Here is a 17,379-nt window from a genome sequence, read left to right as displayed (position 1 = left end):
GAAAATAAGCCAGCATCCGCTGGCTTATGGAAAGTTATACTTACGAAAGGCAATTAATCGCTATTTTTGGCAATTAAACGTTCCGGCAGCACAAAGCTAAATCGCGTTCCTTTGCCAGGCGAACTGTCGATTTGAAGGCGGCTTTCATGGTGATTCAACGCATGTTTCACAATCGCCAATCCCAGGCCGCTGCCGCCCGTTTGCCGCGAACGCGCTTTATCGACGCGGTAGAAGCGTTCGGTCAGACGAGGAATATGCTCGGCAGCAATCCCCGGACCGTTATCTTGAATGCAAAATTCAGCGCCATGCGCGGCACGTCGCCAGCTCACCGTAATATGCGTTCCCGCCGGCGTATGGTTTACCGCGTTATACACCAGGTTTGAGATCGCGCTACGTAGCTGCTCTTCGTTGCCCAGAACGCTAAGACTATCGTCGACCTCAAACGTAAAGGTATGTTTCTGCTGGCTGAGCGTCTGCGCTTCACGCTCCACGACCCGCAGCATCATCGGTACATCCACTTTTTCATTTAATAACAGCGCCGGGGCCGCCTCAATTTTAGACAGCGTAAGCAGTTGTTTTACCAGCCCTTCCATACGATACGTTTGCTCGCGCATCGTATGCAGCGCTTTCTCTCGCGTCGCCCCTTCCAGCGCCTGTTCCTGCATCATTTCCAGATAGCCTTGCAATACCGTCAAGGGCGTACGCAACTCATGGCTAACGTTGGCGAAAAAGTTACGTCTGGCGCCTTCAAGCTGATGCATTTGCGTCACATCGCGCGCCACCATCAGGAGTTGTTTATCGGTATAAGGCATGACGCGGATCTCCAGATGCCGCCCGGTATTGAGCACCAAATGAAGCGGACGGGTGAAATCACGCGTTTTTAAATACTGGGTAAACTCCGGATAACGCAGTAGATTGAGAATATTCTGCCCGTTGTCATCCGGCCAGCGTAGCCCCAGTATCTGTTGCGCCAAACCGTTACACCAAAAAATGCCGCCCTCTTCTGTGGTCAGTACCACGGCATCAGGCAGCGACTCCGCGCCACTGCGAAAACGTTTAATCAGGTTCCCCAGCTCGCGGCGACGCTTCTTATTTCGCAACTGCATCTGGTGTAAACCGTATAACAGCGGTTCCCAACTTCCCCGTCCCGGCGGCGGCGTCATACTTCTGTCGACCCAAAGCCACCAGGAGAGGCGTAACAAATTCCAGAAATGCCAGACAAGCAGTCCCGTCACCGCCGCCAGTAAAAACCACGGCAGATAACCAAAAAAAGCGCTAAGGATAAGCGCGGGGATGCAACAGAGCACCAGCTCCAGCACCAGCCTTTTCCATGACAGCCGTTCCAGCACGCGTCATACTCCCTCAAGAATGGAAAGCCTTCTCCGCCAGAAACCTGTGTTCTACTGGCGGAAAAGGCATTAAAAGCGGGTCGAAAAACGATACCCTGTCCCGCGTACCGTTTGCACCATCCGGTCGTGGCCGCTGTGCTCCAGCGCCTTACGCAAACGGCGAATATGCACGTCGACCGTCCGGTCTTCAACGTACACATTGGTGCCCCAGACATGATTGAGTAGCTGCTCGCGACTGTAAACCCGTTCCGGGTGCGTCATAAAGAAATGGAGTAATTTAAATTCGGTCGGCCCCATATCCAGCGGGCTGTCGCCGGTCATCACGCGGTGAGAGCCGGGATCAAGGCTCAGTCCCTGCATCTCGATCACCTCTTCGACCGCCATCGGCGAGATGCGCCGCATAACGGCTTTAATGCGCGCCACCAACTCCTTGGGGGAAAACGGCTTGGTAATGTAATCGTCAGCGCCGGTTTCCAGCCCGCGCACACGATCTTCTTCCTCACCTCTTGCGGTCAGCATAACCACAGGAATATCCCGGGTCATGGCTTCACGTTTGAGATGTTTAATAAACTGTAACCCTGACCCGCCGGGCAACATCCAGTCAAGAAGGATGAGATCCGGCCAGGGTTCATTAAGTTTATTCACCGCACTGTCATAATCTTCGGCTTCTACGGGCTGAAAGCCATTTTGTTCGAGCACGAAGCACACCATTTCACGGATCGGCGCCTCATCTTCTACGACCAGAATACGTCTCGCCATAATTTGCCCTGTTAGTCGTTAGTTATCAATGCCGCGCCATTATGCGTCAGATTTATGACAGATTTATGAAAAAAAAAGGCGGCATTGACAGCATGTTGATGATTTATGACACCGGTGAAACCATGCATTACCGTGTACCGGCGGTAAATTGCGCCCAAAAATGGAAGGGATGACGTGTATAATCCCGTTCACGCTTTTTTTGCATGGAACAATTATGCGCATCCTCCACACCTCTGACTGGCATCTGGGACAAAATTTCTACAGTAAAAGCCGCGCCGCGGAGCATCAGGCTTTTCTGGACTGGCTGCTGGAGACCGCGCAGGCCCATCAGGTGGATGCCATTATTGTCGCTGGCGATATTTTTGATACCGGTTCGCCTCCAAGCTATGCCCGAGAACTTTATAACCGTTTCGTCGTTAATTTACAGCAAACGGGCTGTCATCTGGTGGTGCTGGCCGGTAATCATGATTCCGTCGCCACGCTAAACGAATCGCGCGACATTCTGGCGTTTCTCAATACAACCGTGATCGCCAGCGCGGGCTATGCGCCGCGGCTACTTCATCGTCGCGACGGGTCTCCGGGCGCCGTACTGTGCCCCATTCCCTTTTTGCGCCCGCGCGACATTATTACCAGTCAGGCGGGATTATCCGGCAGCGAGAAACAGCAGCAACTTCTTCATGCGATTGCCGATTATTATCAACAGCAGTATCAGGAAGCGTGCCAGCTACGCGGCGAACGAAAGCTGCCGGTTATCGCGACGGGACATTTAACCACCGTCGGCGCCAGCAAAAGCGATGCGGTTCGCGACATTTATATCGGTACGCTGGATGCCTTTCCGGCGCAGCATTTCCCCCCCGCGGATTATATCGCATTGGGACACATTCACCGCGCGCAATGTGTCGGCGGCACGGAGCATATCCGCTATTGCGGCTCACCCATCGCCCTCAGCTTTGATGAGTGCGGCAAAAGCAAATGCGTGCATCTGGTGACCTTCGAGCAGGGGAAATGGCAAAGTACCGAAAGTCTGGCTGTCCCCGTGACTCAACCGCTGGCGGTTTTAAAAGGCGACCTGGCGTCAATTACCGAACAGCTTGAGCAGTGGCGCGGCGTTGAGCAATCGCCCCCCGTCTGGCTGGATATTGAAATCACCACCGATGATTATCTGCACGATATCCAACGCAGAATACAGACATTAACGGAGTCACTCCCCGTAGAGGTATTACTGGTGCGCCGTAGCCGCGAACAGCGCGAGCGCTCGCTGGCGAACGAGCGGCGGGAAACATTAAGCGAGCTTAGCGTGGAGGAGGTTTTTGCGCGGCGTCTGGCGCTGGAAGCGTTAGATCCCCCGCAGCGCGAGCGCCTGAATCAGCTCTTTTCCAGCACGCTCTACGCGTTGAATGAGGAGCATGAGGCATGAAAATTCTCAGTTTGCGTCTGAAAAACCTGAACTCGCTGAAAGGAGAATGGAAGGTCGACTTTACCGCCGAACCGTTTGCCAGTAACGGGTTATTCGCCATTACCGGCCCGACCGGCGCGGGAAAAACCACCTTGCTTGACGCCATCTGCCTGGCGCTGTACCACGAAACGCCGCGCCTGAATACGGTATCGCAATCGCAAAACGATTTGATGACGCGCGATACAGCGGAATGTCTGGCCGAAGTGGAGTTTGAGGTAAAAGGCGAAGCCTGGCGCGCGTTCTGGAGCCAGAACCGAGCCCGAAATCAGCCTGACGGCAATCTCCAGGCCCCACGCGTAGAGCTGGCACGGTGTTCAGACGGAAAGATCTTTGCCGATAAGGTAAAGGATAAACTGGAGATGATCGCCACGTTGACCGGGCTGGACTACGGGCGCTTCACCCGTTCGATGTTGTTATCACAGGGGCAGTTCGCCGCCTTTCTTAACGCCAAAGCGAAAGAGCGCGCAGAGCTTCTGGAGGAGCTCACCGGCACTGAGATTTACGGGCAGATCTCCGCACAGGTATTTGAAAAACATAAATCAGCCCGTCTCGAACTGGAAAAGTTACAAGCGCAGGCCAGCGGCGTCGCCCTATTGGCGGACGAACAGTTACAGCAACTGGAAGCCAGTTTGCAGGCGCTTACTGACGAAGAGAAACGCCTGCTGGCCGACCAGCAGGGACAGCAGCAGCACCTTCACTGGCTGACCCGAAAAAACGAGCTCCACACTGAATTACACGCCCGGCAGCAGGCGCTGTACGCGGCGCAAGAGGCGCGAGAAAAAGCGCAGCCGCAGCTCGCGGCGTTGACACTGGCGCAACCTGCTCGCCAGTTGCGCCCGCACTGGGAGCGCATTCAGGAACAAACCCGCGCCGTTGAGCGTGTTCGCCAGCACAGTGATGAAGTGAATGCTCGCTTACAAAGCGCGTATCGCCTGCGCCAGCGTATCCGCGCCTGCGCGCATCGACAATTCACGCAACTGAACGCCACAGGGCAGCGGTTGAAGACATGGCTGGCGGAACACGACGGCATCCGCGTCTGGCGCAGCGAACTGGCGGGGTGGCGAGCATTATTAACACAACAATCCCACGATCGGGCGCAACTGAGCCAATGGCAACAGCAGTTGCTGAGCGATACGCGTCAGCGTGATGCGCTACCGCCGCTCACGCTCGACCTCACGCCACAGGCGCTGGCGGAAGCCAGAGCATTGCATACCCGGCAGCGTCCGCTACGCCATCGTCTCGCCGCGCTTCAGGGGCAAATTCTCCCGAAACAAAAGCGTCAGGCGCAGCTACAGGCAGCTATCGCGCGTCATCATCAGGAGCAGGCGCAATACACCCAACGTCTGGCGGATAAGCGTTTGAGTTATAAGACTAAAGCGCAGGAGCTTGCGGACGTTCGCACTATTTGCGAGCAGGAGGCGCGCATCAAAGATCTGGAAAGCCAGCGGGCGCACTTACAGTCCGGCCAGCCGTGTCCGCTTTGCGGCTCGACGACGCACCCCGCCATCGCCGCCTATCAGGCGCTGGAACTGAGCGCGAATCAAACCCGCCGCGACGCGCTGGAAAAAGAGGTCAAAACGCTGGCGGAAGAAGGCGCGGCGCTGCGAGGACAGTTAGATGCCTTAACGCAACAATTACAGCGGGATGAAAGCGAGGCGCAGTCGTTGTTGCAGGAGGAGCAAGCGCTTACTGAGGAATGGCAAACGCTGTGCGCTACGCTGGGCGTTCAGCTCCAGCCGCAAGAAGACCTCGCGGGCTGGCTGACCGCCGCGGAAGAGCATGAGCAACAGTTGGATCAGCTCAGCCAGCGTCATGCTCTACAAACGCAAATCGCGGCGCATACTGAACAGGTAGCGCGCTTTACCGCGCAGATTGCGCAGCGTCAGGCGTCGCTGACGGCAGATTTGGCGCAGTATACGCTTTCCCTTCCTGCGCCAGAAGACGAGGCTTCGTGGCTGAATGAGCGCGCCGACGAAGCGAAAATATGGCAACAGCGTCAGACAGAGTTCGCGGATTTGCAAATGCAGATCGACAGGCTTGCCCCGTTGCTGGAGACGCTACCGCAAACGGATACCGCGGATTCCGACGACGACGTGCCGCTGGATAACTGGCGGCAGGCGCATGATGAGTGCGTGTCATTACAAAGCCAGTTGCAAACCCTGCAGGAACAAACGACGCAGGAGCAGCAGCGCGCCGCCGAGGCGATAGCGCACTTTGATGCGGCGTTAAAAAATAGCCCGTTTGACAGCCAGGCAACGTTCCTGGCGGCGTTGCTGGATGAAGAGACCGTGACCCGTCTGGAAAAACAACAACAAACGCTGGAAAGTCAGCTACAACAAGCGAAGGCGTTAAGCGCGCAGTCCGCGCAGGCGCTGGCTGACCATCAGCAACAGCCGCCCGCAGGTCTGGACCCAACGTGTACGGCGGAGCAGCTCGCGCAGCGGCTGACGCAGTTGGCGCAACAACTGCGCGAGAACACGACACGCCAGGGGGAAATCCGCCAGCAAATTAAACAGGATGCAGATAATCGGCAGCGCCAACGCGCGCTGATGACGGAAATGAAGCAAGCCTCTCAGCAAGCGGAAGACTGGGGCTATCTCAATGCGCTGATCGGCTCTAAAGAAGGTGATAAGTTCCGCAAATTCGCCCAGGGACTGACGCTGGATAATCTGGTCTGGCTGGCGAATCATCAGCTCACCCGCCTGCATGGCCGCTATTTATTGCAGCGCAAAGCCAGCGACGCGCTGGAACTGGAGGTTGTCGATACCTGGCAGGCCGACGCCGTGCGCGATACGCGAACGTTATCAGGCGGCGAAAGTTTCCTGGTCAGCCTGGCGCTGGCGCTGGCGTTATCAGATTTGGTCAGCCATAAAACGCGCATTGATTCTTTGTTCCTCGACGAAGGCTTCGGCACGCTTGATAGCGAAACGCTGGACGCCGCGCTGGATGCGCTCGATGCGCTGAATGCCAGCGGGAAGACCATCGGTGTGATTAGTCACGTGGAAGCCATGAAAGAACGTATCCCTGTGCAGATAAAAGTGAAAAAAATCAATGGGCTTGGTTATAGCAAACTGGACAAAGCGTTTGCCGTGGAGTAACACGAGTGTCATCCTGCGCACAGCATACCGTCATGACATAGCATAATAATGAATACACAAAGACGGATAAGGAATGGTATTACCTCGCGCTTATCCGCAAGCTATACGTTGATTGGCTGTGACAATTCACAGCCACAGCGCGCAACATGCGCCTTTATTTTCGGCAGGTGGTATGAAAAAAGTTATTTTTTCTTTGGCGCTGGGTACGTTCGGACTGGGGATGGCCGAGTTTGGCATTATGGGCGTGCTGACGGAGCTGGCACGCGATGTCGGGATAACAATTCCCGCCGCCGGGCATATGATCTCGTTTTACGCCTTCGGCGTCGTGCTGGGCGCGCCTGTTATGGCGCTCTTTTCCAGCCGCTTTTCGCTTAAACATATACTGTTGTTTCTGGTCATGTTGTGCGTGATGGGCAATGCCATATTTACCTTTTCCTCGTCATATCTGATGCTCGCCGTCGGCAGACTGGTTTCCGGCTTTCCGCACGGTGCCTTTTTTGGCGTCGGCGCCATTGTCTTGTCAAAGATTATCCGCCCCGGGAAGGTCACCGCCGCCGTCGCGGGTATGGTTTCAGGGATGACGGTGGCGAATCTGGTGGGCATTCCGTTCGGCACTTACCTGAGCCAGGAATTTAGCTGGCGCTACACCTTTTTATTGATCGCGGTTTTCAACATCGCCGTGCTCACCGCAATTTTCTTCTGGGTGCCGGATATTCGCGACAAAGCCCAAGGCAGCCTGCGCGAGCAGTTTCACTTCTTGCGTAGCCCCTCGCCGTGGCTCATTTTCGCCGCCACGATGTTCGGCAATGCGGGCGTTTTTGCCTGGTTCAGCTATATCAAGCCATTTATGATGTACATCTCCGGTTTTTCGGAGACGAGCATGACGTTTATTATGATGCTGGTCGGGCTGGGGATGGTGTTAGGCAATCTGTTAAGCGGCAAACTCTCCGGCAGATATACTCCGCTGCGCATCGCGGTAGTGACTGACCTCGTTATCGTGCTTTCTCTCATGGCGCTCTTTTTCTTCAGCGGATACAAAACGACATCGCTGACTTTCGCGTTTATCTGCTGCGCTGGTCTGTTTGCGCTCTCTGCGCCGCTGCAAATCCTGCTACTGCAAAACGCCAAAGGCGGCGAACTGCTGGGCGCGGCGGGAGGGCAAATCGCGTTTAATCTCGGTAGCGCGATTGGCGCCTGGTGCGGCGGGCTGATGCTGACACTAGGTTTTGCGTACCACTATGTGGCGCTTCCCGCCGCCCTGCTCTCGTTTTCCGCCATGTCGTCGTTGCTGGTATACGGACGTCTAAAACACAAGCAGCCATCGGTCACGCCGGTTGCCGGATGACGCGCCATCCGGCTAACAACGTTACGCCAGCGGCCACAGCCAGGCCGCGCCGCGCACGCCGCTCGAATCGCCATGCCGCGCCTTACGTACCGGCGTCTCGCACTCGCCGCCAAAAACAAACGATTTCATCAGCGACGGAACCGTCTTGTACAGGCGCTCAACATTGCTCATACCGCCGCCCAGCACAATGACATCCGGATCCAGAATATTCACGACATGAGATAATGCTTTCGCCAGCCGCAGCTCATAACGGCTTAACGCCAGTTCCGCCACGGCGTCCTGCGCGTCGACCAGACGAATAATCTCATCGCCTTTTAGCGCGTTACCGCTCAAACGCTGGTAATCCGTGGCAAATCCCGTACCGGAAATAAAGGTTTCGATACAGCCTTGTTTACCGCAATAACAGGGAATTTCTTCGCGGTAACGCAACTCATCGTCATCCATCCACGGCAACGGATTGTGGCCCCATTCACCTGCCGTACCGTTGCCGCCGATGTGCGCCCGGCCATTTAGCGCTACGCCCGCGCCACACCCGGTACCGATAATCACCGCAAATACCGTTTGCGCCCCCGCCGCCGCGCCATCCACCGCCTCTGATACCGCCAGGCAATTGGCATCGTTGGCTAACCGCACTTCACGCTTCAGACGACGGCTCACATCGCTATCGAACGGCTGGCCGTTAAGCCACGTAGAGTTAGCGTTTTTCACCACGCCGGTGTAAGGCGAGAGAGAACCGGGAATGCCAATGCCGACGCTACCGGTCTGGCCGGTCGCCTGTTCCGCCATGTCGACCAGCGTAGCGATGGTTTCTATCGTTTGCTGATAATCCTCCCGCGGCGTAGGCAGACGATGGCGAAACCGCTGCTCTCCTGCATCATCAAGCGCAATGACTTCCGTTTTTGTGCCGCCTAAATCGATACCAATACGCACATACCGCTCCTCATTTTTTGGGAATATCAACAGGGTAGAATTCACCGTTCTGATTGGCAATGCAAGCCTGCCGACAATTCGTTACTATACCGCCTGGATTTAACGACAAGGCCGTGGAAATTATCATGCTGTGGTTCAAAAATTTAATGGTTTACCGTCTTAGCCGCGATATTACATTACGCGCCGAAGAGATGGAGAAACAGCTCGCCTCAATGACGTTTACCCCATGCGGTAGCCAGGATATGGCCAAAATGGGCTGGGTTCCGCCGATGGGCTCTCACAGCGATGCGTTAACGCACACCGCCAATGGTCAAATTATTATTTGCGCGCGCAAAGAAGAGAAAATCCTGCCATCGCCAGTGATCAAACAGGCACTGGAGGCGAAAATCCAGAAACTGGAAGCCGATCAGGGACGCAAGCTGAAGAAGACGGAAAAAGATTCCCTGAAGGATGAAGTGTTGCATTCGTTGCTGCCGCGCGCGTTTAGCCGCTTCAGTCAGACAATGATGTGGATTGATACCGTTAACGGCCTGATTATGGTTGACTGCGCCAGCGCGAAAAAAGCGGAAGATACTTTGGCGCTACTGCGTAAAAGTCTTGGCTCGCTGCCGGTCGTCCCGCTGGCGCTGGAAAATCCGATTGAGCTGACGCTCACCGAGTGGGTGCGCTCCGGTACGGTCGCTCAGGGTTTCCAGTTGCTGGACGAAGCCGAATTGAAAGCGATGCTGGAAGATGGCGGCGTGATCCGCGCGAAAAAGCAGGATCTGGTCAGCGACGAGATCGCCGTTCATATTGAAGCGGGTAAAGTGGTCACGAAGCTGGCGCTCGACTGGCAGCAGCGCATTCAATTCGTCATGTGCGATGACGGCTCCATTAAGCGTCTGAAATTCTGCGATGAGCTGCGCGACCAGAACGAAGATATCGACCGGGAAGATTTTGCCCAACGTTTTGACGCGGACTTTATCCTGATGACCGGCGAGCTGGCGGCGCTGATTCAAAGCCTGGTGGAAGGATTAGGCGGCGAAGCGCAGCGCTAACCAGAGGGCCCCTCTCCGCCGGAGAGGGGACTCACCGTTACAAATAGCGGCACAGATACGAGGCGGGCTCAGCAACCTGGAGATGAAACTCGCTGTGGCCAGGCACGTTAAACACCTCACCGGCTGTATACACTTTCCATTCGACAGTTCCCGGCAACAGTACCTTCAACGCGCCGCTCACAACCGTCATCTCTTCGGGTTCGGCGGTGCCAAATGTATACTCCCCTTCCGCCATCACACCAACGCTGGCCCGGCCGGTGCTACTGCTGGTAAATCCAATAGACTTAACTTTCCCGGAAAAGTATTCATTGCTTTGTAGCATAATCAGGCCCCGTCTCATTATTAAATTAACACCCAATATAGAGTCCTGACGTTCGGCCTGTCACGTAAAATTAGACAAGCAGTTCTGAAGCTAACCGCGCAATCAAAACGTTAGAGAGTAAAACCGGCACATCCAGCGCCTGCTGTAAAATATCCCGATGACGCTGATGAAAACCCAGACAATCCAGCATAATGACGTCCGCGCCTTGATCCAGTAGCGCCTGTCCGGCATCAATTAACTGTTGCTCAGAACCGTGAACCGGATTCGCCAGCGAATACACCGGCGGCATTTGCAATACCTGCCATTTTTTCTCCTGGGCCGCCAGAAGTTCTGCAACAGGCACAATCACGCCCACCTGATGTCCATCCACAATAGAGGCGACAAGCGGTGGAATAATACGCAGCGGTTCAAGCAAAATAGAATTACGGGCTGCCATACTTTTAATCGCCGCGGTGCTCATCAGTATAATGACATCGTAACCCTGATTATCCAGCACCTCGACAACGCTCTGTAAATCTCGCTCCACTTTCTGGCGGGAAACATGGGCTATCTGGTTATCATTCAGCAACGTCAAAAGCGGATCGTCGCCAGGCTCTACAGCGTAATCCGCCATAACGTCTTCCCGGCTCATTTTTCCCAGCAGGCTATGATGGGTGATGTGTTGTTCGTCGATGTATTCCGTCAGAAGCGGTAACACTTCGCTCATTGGCACAACGCCGATTGTGAGGATTGCCAACGACGCACTCATTTTTATTCCACCTTATTACTTCGTCGTAATTCCCGGGCAAATATTCACACGCTCACCGCGCTACCTGCCCTACAAATCTCAGAAAGCGTAGCAGCAGATGAGCAACGTATTGTGTAAAGATTCCAAATAACTCCAATATTGTATTGTTATCGCTTAATTTACGGTTTTAGTTGCCAGTATAAATGTTTCAAGAATGTGATGGAGATACAATTTAGGGGTACTCAGAATCCCTTCCGAGTGGTTCATGCGTCTATGATTTATCCGGATCTTCGTAACGATTTTTCGCATCCATCGCTTCTTCTGCGGTCGGATGCTCGCTGATGAGCGAATCAGGTTTCGGATGGTCAGCCCGTAGCTGATACCACGTCACCGTCTGGCCCGGCGTGCCTTTTTCAATGGTGACGATATAAGCTTCCCGCGGATAAGGTGGTCTGGTTGGCATAGCGTTTCCTTTATTCTGGGTGAGCGTTAAGTATAGACATCTCCCTGTAACCGTTGCGTCGACGGCGGCAGCGCCGCAATAATTTCAGAAACGACCTGGGCCGGCGCTTTCGTCGCGTCAATAATGTAATGCGCCGTTTCGCGATACAACGCGTCACGCTGCTCAAGCACTTCCCGAACCTCTTCGCTCAACGGCTTGCCGGTGAGGGTCGGGCGCAGATCCGCTTCAGGTTCAGCCTCAAGCCGGTTAACCAGCGTGGATACCGGCGCGCACAGATAAATCACTACGCCAACACGGTGCATATAACGTCGGTTATACTCCGTGAGAATAATACCGCCTCCCGTCGCCACGACAGTCGAAGGCGCGCTTACCGCCTCCAGGGCCGCGGTTTCCCGGGCGCGGAACCCTCCCCAGCCTTCTTTTTCAACGATATCAGCGACGCTCATCTGCACGTGCGATTGCAGCCAGCGGTCGGTATCTGCAAACCGAAAACCGGTTGCCTGCGCCAGCGCCATACCGATGGTGGTTTTCCCACAGCCCCGCGGGCCAACAAGATAAAGAGGTTGCATCATAGCAGGCGTTCCCCCAGGAACTGCGCATACGCAGGATTTGATATCAGCAATGTTATAATCATATCATCTAACTAGTACAACGCATAAATGTAAATAATAATTTACACAAAGGTACTAAAGTCACAATATTAGTACTATAGCAAGAATCAGAAATGAATAAACTGTAAATTTTTCATTACATGATTTATTTTTTACGCTGGCTTTCCAGCCACCACTTATCCAGCTCGGCGGCAAAATGCTGACGATCGCGCGGCGAGAGAGTGTTTGGCCCCCCCGTTTGTACGCCGCTGGCGCGTAGCGTGTCCATAAAGTCACGCATCGTCAGACGTTCGCGAATCGTGGCGTCGCTATAGCGTTCTCCCCGGGGATTAAGAGCCGCAGCGCCTTTTTCCAGCACTTCAGCCGCCAGCGGAATATCCGCGGTAATCACCAGATCGCCCGCTTCGCATTGACGCACGATTTCGTTATCCGCCACGTCAAACCCGGCGGCCACGCGAAGCGTGCGGATAAAACGCGAAGGCGGCACGCGCAAGGCCTGATTGGCAACCAGAATAAGCGGCAACTGCATCCGCTCGGCGGCGCGGTACAAAATTTCTTTAATGACATTCGGACACGCATCCGCATCCACCCAGATGGTCATAATGTCTCCCGTACGGTATACAATCTTTTATTGTCTCGCGCTTTTGTCTTTCATCAAAGTGCTGTTTCTCCTTCTGCCCGTTTTCAATCCGCGTTAAGCTAACCATTCCCCATAACACACAAACATAGGGAGTGACGAGATGGAGAAGAAAATCGGTTTTATTGGCTGCGGTAATATGGGCAAGGCTATTCTTGGCGGACTGATTGCCAGCGGTCAGGTACTTCCCGGCCAGATCTGGGTCTATACCCCCTCCCCCGATAAAGTCGCCGCCCTGCATGATCAGTACGGCATTAATGCGGCGCAAAGCGCGCAGGAGGTCGCTCAGGTCGCGGATATCGTTTTCGGCGCGGTAAAACCGGGCATTATGGTGAAAGTGCTCAGTGAAATCTCCTCCAGCCTGAACAAAGACTCGCTGGTGGTCTCTATCGCCGCAGGCGTAACGCTTGATCAGCTTGCGCGCGCGCTGGGACACGACCGTAAAATCATTCGCGCTATGCCGAATACGCCGTCGCTGGTCAACGCAGGAATGACCTCCGTCACGCCCAACGCGCTGGTCACACCGGAAGATACGGCTGATGTGCTGAATATTTTCCGCTGCTTTGGCGGGGCGGAAGTGATTGCTGAGCCGATGATCCATCCGGTGGTTGGCGTGAGCGGATCTTCGCCGGCCTATGTCTTTATGTTTATCGAGGCGATGGCGGACGCTGCCGTTCTGGGCGGTATGCCTCGCGCTCAGGCTTATAAATTCGCCGCGCAGGCCGTCATGGGGTCGGCGAAAATGGTACTCGAAACCGGAAAGCATCCCGGCGAACTGAAAGATATGGTGTGCTCGCCTGGCGGAACGACGATTGAAGCCGTACGCGTTCTGGAAGAACGTGGCTTCCGCGCTGCGGTAATAGAAGCGATGACGAAGTGTATGGAAAAATCAGAGGCGCTCAGTAAATCCTGAAGCCCGGCTGGACGTCATGCCGCCACTTCGGTGCGGTTACGTCCGGCATTCTTTGCTTTGTAAAGCGCCATATCCGCAGACTTTAGCCATTCCCGATAATGACCGATTTGTGGCGTTAACGGCGCCACGCCCACGCTGATACGTAACATGACCTGCGGCGCGCCCGGCAAGCGTAAGGTATTTAGCCGTTCATGCACTCGCGACATGGCGGTAATCGCGCTGTCTGCCGGCGTTCCGCACATAATCACCGCAAATTCGTCGCCGCCAAAGCGCCCGATAATATCACTCCCGCGTAGCGTTATCTGTAATTGACGCGTCAGGGCGATAATAGCCTCATCCCCAACATCATGTCCCCAGGTGTCGTTAATGCTCTTAAAATGATCGATATCGATAATCAACAATGTCGCCTCCCGATGGTGGCGTCGGCTGTGATCGAATTCATTACGTAATAAAATTTCCCAGTGGCGTCGGTTATAGACGCCGGTCATGCCATCCCGCGAGCTCATCGCCTGCAAGCGTCGCTTATGTTCCGCTAATTTAATGGCCGTTTGGTAACTTACCCAGGCGAACAGAAGCGGATACAACATAATGACGGGCAAAGAGAGCGTGACTTCCAGCGACGAGCTTCGCATCGCGACGGGTAGCCCGGCAAGCTGCAACGTCACCAGACATGACGCCAGCAAAAGGCCCATTCCGACAGTGAATAGCCGCCGCCCGCCAGCGCCCATCAGATTCATGCTCATCATCATAAACAGCGCGGCGGCAGGCAACATATTGACGCCCATCAGCGCGATCCACATGCCGGAGAGGATCGCATCCACTTTCAGGTTGTAAATTTCCTGGCGTAGCGGATCAAGGGCTTTCGCCGCCCACTGCCATGCCAGATGCGGCCAGACAAAAGACCAGCCGACCAGCAATAGCCACCAGCCGCCAAAGACAGGTTGCGTCACTAACACGGCGGCCACCGGTAAAAACATCCCCCCTAACCCCACCGCACGCGGTAGCCTGATGCGCCGGGCGAAGCGCAACCCGGAGCGCTGACGATCATCAGGAGGGTCAGGCGGCGCTACCGCCTGTTCAACCGCTTTTCGGTAAAAATTTTCATCATTCATTATTTTTGGGAACATTTAGAAACAATTTTCCCAAATTATAGAAACAGAGCGCATGGAGGAAGTATGAAATTTCGGGTGAGTGTTTTTCAGGACTCACCCGATAGCACTACGCCGCTTTTTTCAGGCAGGCGCTCATAAACTTGCTACGGTCATCGCCTTTCAGTGATTGTTCCGTCGCCTGAACATTGCATTCACGCATTTTCTGCTGTTGCGGCGTCAGGCTTTTCTCGCCAGGGGCTGACTGACTGTTTTTCAGGCAGTCGCTAAGGTAGGTTTTACGCGCATCGCCTTTCAACGCTTGCGCTGTCGCCTGCTGATTACAGGTCGTCATGCGCTGCTGTTGCGGCGTTAACGGTTTCTCGGTTGCGCCGACGGCGGTTAAAAAGACTAGGCCAAAAAGTAAAGTCACCAGTAATGTTATTTTCATAGCACCATCCTTTTGTCAGTGTACACATTACACGTTGTCCCTTTGGGAAATATCCCAGGGACTTTATATAAGTCTGGCTGTTACTGGCAAAAATACCACCCGGCTGTAAAAGTATTACTTACCGTTAGCAATAGATGTTTTATTGATTGACAAACCGTAGGCTAATGTGCAATTCGATTATCCACAGTTACACTGGCAGGATGCAGAAGAACAGCGCATAACGTTACACTGTTATTACCATAGCCGCTTCGTTTTTATTTTGCTCTGTATTACCCAGAAGAAAATAAAAACGAAGCGGCTATGTTATTTCATAAAAGTAACGTTATAACAACTGTGTTGTTTTAAATACGATTAGTGCCGGGGGTGTCTCAGCAACTTTTTTACATATTGGCGCAGCAATTCCGTATCGTGATCAGGAACGCTGGCATCCGGCTTTACGCCTTCAAGTGCCCCCTCTACCTGACGTATCAACATCTCCTGCTCGTTTTGCGCCATGTTACGTAACATTGCTGTGACGATAATCTCTAACGCTTCTACCTGAGCAACCAGTTCTTTCGACTCTTCTTCTTTTTGGGCTAGCTTAAGCAACAACTCTGCTATGAGATTTTTCATGACCATATTTCCTTATTAGTTCCAGGGTGACGTTATCACTATGAAGAACCACTGCCTAGAGGCTGAAAGTACTATTTTTATGATACAGGAAGAACTTTACACAAATAATTATCACTGTCGCCGCAGCGAAACGTTTCTCAGACCGAAAACGAGACGATAATAAACCATCAAAAAACAATAATCACGCTATATCATAATTTAAGGTTATGCCATCTATAGAAAAACTTCACGGATAAAGAATATATCTTTTAATTTAAACCATATCGTAACGGCAGAAGCGCCGTTACGATGCACCGCTATTGGCCTTTCGCTTTTTGCGCGTTACGCCGACGACGTAACGCCAGGGTCAGTTGCCCGATATTGATCAACACGATCGCCGCCGTAGCGATAAAAACCCAGCGGAAACCGGCCATCGCCGATACCGTCGCGCCCATCAACGGCCCAACCACGTTGCCCAGGTACATAAATGACTGGTTGTAGCCAAAAATACGTCCGGTAATTTGATCGCTGGAGTATTTCACCAATAACGTTTGTACGGCGGGTAACATCGCGCCATCGGCAAAGCCTAACAAGAAACGTAACAGCCCCAGCTGGAACGGCGTGGTGACCCAGGACATCGCGAAGAAAAGCAGCACTGCGCAGATAAGCGTGGCCATCAGAATTCTTTCCGTGCCGATTCTGTCGCCAAGTTTTCCCAGGCGAGGCGCGGAGATAAGCGCAGAGATACCGGGCACCGAGGCAATTAACCCGCTAAGAAAGGCGATGTTATTACTGTCCGGCATCATTGATTTGATAAACAGCGCCAGGATTGGACTGATGGAACCATTACAGAGTTGAATGACCATCGTGGTAAAAAACAAACTGATCACCAGCGCAGGATAAGGTAACGACGCAAAAACGGCTTTACCGCTCAGGCGTTCGCTTTTCTTGATGACCGGACGCACGCCTTCTTTAATTAAAAATAGCGTGACCAGAAAGCTCACCACCAACAGCATGGCGGTAATCAGAAATACCGCCCGCAGCCCGATATGATCCGCGACAAAGCCGCCCATTAACGGCCCGCCGATAACGCCGCTGATCTGCGCGGTAGAAAGCGTACTGAGCGCCCAGCCGCTACGTTCGCGTGGTACCTGAGAGGCTACCAGCGCCATGGCATTGGGGATATAGCCTGACGTTAACCCCATGATTCCGCGCAGCAGGAAAAGTTGCCAGACATGGGTCGCAAATGCCTGCAGTAGAATAGCTATCGCCATCCCGAGCGACGCGCGCAATAGCATCAGTTTACGCCCTTTACGATCGGCGAGACTGCCCCACATCGGCGACACAATGGCGGAAATAAGAAACGTGATGCTAAACGTTAACCCGGACCACATTGATAACGCTTCATGGGAAGAGACGCCAAGCTGGGAAATATAAAGGGGTAAGAATGGCAGGATTTGGCTGATTGCCAGCCCGGTAAAAAAACATCCAAACCAAACGGAAATTAGATTAACTTTCCAGGATTCCATAAGACTCGTAACGGTAAGTAGCTGAAAATACGCGTTAGCTTAGCAAGTTCTCTTTTTCCTGGTGGTTCCAGAG

17 protein-coding genes are annotated in these 17,379 nt (G+C 53.7%); 5 read left to right on the top strand and 12 right to left on the bottom strand.

The window, feature by feature from the left end; genetic code table 11:
* Positions 1 to 53: 53 nt before the first annotated feature.
* Together phoR and phoB are read right to left on the bottom strand one after the other, a co-directional pair.
* Positions 54 to 1,349, bottom strand: a complete 1,296-nt coding sequence (phoR, locus tag ACH0VJ_RS19770; protein WP_000893643.1) for a phosphate regulon sensor histidine kinase PhoR — start codon at positions 1,347 to 1,349, stop codon at positions 54 to 56.
* A gap of 69 nt (positions 1,350 to 1,418) precedes the next feature.
* Positions 1,419 to 2,108 (bottom strand): phosphate response regulator transcription factor PhoB, encoded by a 690-nt coding sequence (phoB, locus tag ACH0VJ_RS19765; protein ID WP_000113921.1) that lies wholly within the window; start codon positions 2,106 to 2,108, stop codon positions 1,419 to 1,421.
* A 214-nt stretch (positions 2,109 to 2,322) separates the two neighbouring features.
* Between phoB and sbcD the strand changes: the two genes are divergently transcribed.
* The 3 genes from sbcD to araJ all read left to right on the top strand — a co-directional run bounded on the left by sbcD (position 2,323) and on the right by araJ (position 8,007).
* On the top strand, positions 2,323 to 3,525 hold the full coding sequence (gene sbcD / locus ACH0VJ_RS19760) for an exonuclease subunit SbcD (protein ID WP_001221261.1): 1,203 nt from the start codon (positions 2,323 to 2,325) through the stop codon (positions 3,523 to 3,525).
* Complete coding sequence (gene sbcC, locus ACH0VJ_RS19755; protein ID WP_001537363.1) at positions 3,522 to 6,662, top strand: exonuclease subunit SbcC; 3,141 nt, start codon at positions 3,522 to 3,524, stop codon at positions 6,660 to 6,662. The genes sbcD and sbcC overlap by 4 nt, the downstream gene beginning before the upstream one ends.
* A gap of 172 nt (positions 6,663 to 6,834) precedes the next feature.
* Positions 6,835 to 8,007 carry an MFS transporter AraJ gene (gene araJ, locus ACH0VJ_RS19750; RefSeq protein ID WP_000755620.1) on the top strand — a complete coding sequence of 391 codons (1,173 nt, stop codon included), beginning with the start codon at positions 6,835 to 6,837 and terminating at the stop codon, positions 8,005 to 8,007.
* Between the two features lie 21 nt (positions 8,008 to 8,028).
* Here araJ and mak read toward each other — a convergent pair whose 3' ends face one another.
* On the bottom strand, positions 8,029 to 8,937 hold the full coding sequence (gene mak / locus ACH0VJ_RS19745) for a fructokinase (RefSeq protein ID WP_001219277.1): 909 nt from the start codon (positions 8,935 to 8,937) through the stop codon (positions 8,029 to 8,031).
* 125 nt (positions 8,938 to 9,062) lie between these two features.
* Between mak and rdgC the strand changes: the two genes are divergently transcribed.
* Positions 9,063 to 9,974, top strand: coding sequence for a recombination-associated protein RdgC (gene rdgC / locus ACH0VJ_RS19740; protein ID WP_000964305.1), 912 nt, complete (start codon positions 9,063 to 9,065; stop codon positions 9,972 to 9,974).
* Between the two features lie 37 nt (positions 9,975 to 10,011).
* Here rdgC and ppnP read toward each other — a convergent pair whose 3' ends face one another.
* The 5 genes from ppnP to ACH0VJ_RS19715 form a co-directional block, all read right to left on the bottom strand.
* Positions 10,012 to 10,296 (bottom strand): pyrimidine/purine nucleoside phosphorylase, encoded by a 285-nt coding sequence (gene ppnP / locus ACH0VJ_RS19735; protein ID WP_000941952.1) that lies wholly within the window; start codon positions 10,294 to 10,296, stop codon positions 10,012 to 10,014.
* 70 nt (positions 10,297 to 10,366) lie between these two features.
* Entirely contained in the window at positions 10,367 to 11,044 is a 678-nt protein-coding gene (locus ACH0VJ_RS19730) for an AroM family protein (RefSeq protein WP_001276437.1), read from the bottom strand.
* 250 nt (positions 11,045 to 11,294) lie between these two features.
* Positions 11,295 to 11,486 carry a protein YaiA gene (gene yaiA, locus ACH0VJ_RS19725; protein WP_001143163.1) on the bottom strand — a complete coding sequence of 64 codons (192 nt, stop codon included), beginning with the start codon at positions 11,484 to 11,486 and terminating at the stop codon, positions 11,295 to 11,297.
* Positions 11,487 to 11,512: 26 nt separating this feature from the next.
* Complete coding sequence (gene aroL / locus ACH0VJ_RS19720; protein WP_000983569.1) at positions 11,513 to 12,058, bottom strand: shikimate kinase AroL; 546 nt, start codon at positions 12,056 to 12,058, stop codon at positions 11,513 to 11,515.
* Positions 12,059 to 12,242: 184 nt separating this feature from the next.
* Positions 12,243 to 12,698: a YaiI/YqxD family protein gene (locus tag ACH0VJ_RS19715; RefSeq protein WP_000158137.1), complete on the bottom strand. Its 456-nt coding sequence runs from the start codon at positions 12,696 to 12,698 to the stop codon at positions 12,243 to 12,245.
* Positions 12,699 to 12,837: 139 nt separating this feature from the next.
* Here ACH0VJ_RS19715 and proC point away from each other — a divergent pair, with 139 nt between their 5' ends.
* On the top strand, positions 12,838 to 13,647 hold the full coding sequence (gene proC / locus ACH0VJ_RS19710) for a pyrroline-5-carboxylate reductase (RefSeq protein ID WP_000412195.1): 810 nt from the start codon (positions 12,838 to 12,840) through the stop codon (positions 13,645 to 13,647).
* A 14-nt stretch (positions 13,648 to 13,661) separates the two neighbouring features.
* On the opposite strand, the gene adrA is transcribed toward proC, so the two are convergent.
* From adrA to ACH0VJ_RS19690, 4 genes are all read right to left on the bottom strand, one after another.
* Positions 13,662 to 14,774, bottom strand: a complete 1,113-nt coding sequence (gene adrA, locus ACH0VJ_RS19705; RefSeq protein ID WP_000484086.1) for a diguanylate cyclase AdrA — start codon at positions 14,772 to 14,774, stop codon at positions 13,662 to 13,664.
* Positions 14,775 to 14,865: 91 nt separating this feature from the next.
* The gene (gene psiF, locus ACH0VJ_RS19700; RefSeq protein ID WP_000705165.1) at positions 14,866 to 15,186 is read right to left on the bottom strand and encodes a phosphate starvation-inducible protein PsiF; all 321 of its coding nucleotides are present in this window, start codon (positions 15,184 to 15,186) and stop codon (positions 14,866 to 14,868) included.
* A gap of 351 nt (positions 15,187 to 15,537) precedes the next feature.
* Positions 15,538 to 15,798: an anti-adapter protein IraP gene (iraP, locus tag ACH0VJ_RS19695; protein WP_001518423.1), complete on the bottom strand. Its 261-nt coding sequence runs from the start codon at positions 15,796 to 15,798 to the stop codon at positions 15,538 to 15,540.
* A 296-nt stretch (positions 15,799 to 16,094) separates the two neighbouring features.
* Complete coding sequence (locus ACH0VJ_RS19690) at positions 16,095 to 17,306, bottom strand: multidrug efflux MFS transporter (RefSeq protein WP_000446768.1); 1,212 nt, start codon at positions 17,304 to 17,306, stop codon at positions 16,095 to 16,097.
* Positions 17,307 to 17,379: the final 73 nt, after the last annotated feature.

This window comes from Salmonella sp. 2020_1459, assembly GCF_043847915.1.
Lineage (GTDB): Bacteria > Pseudomonadota > Gammaproteobacteria > Enterobacterales > Enterobacteriaceae > Salmonella > Salmonella enterica.
This window is presented reverse-complemented; position numbering and strand designations above follow the sequence as displayed.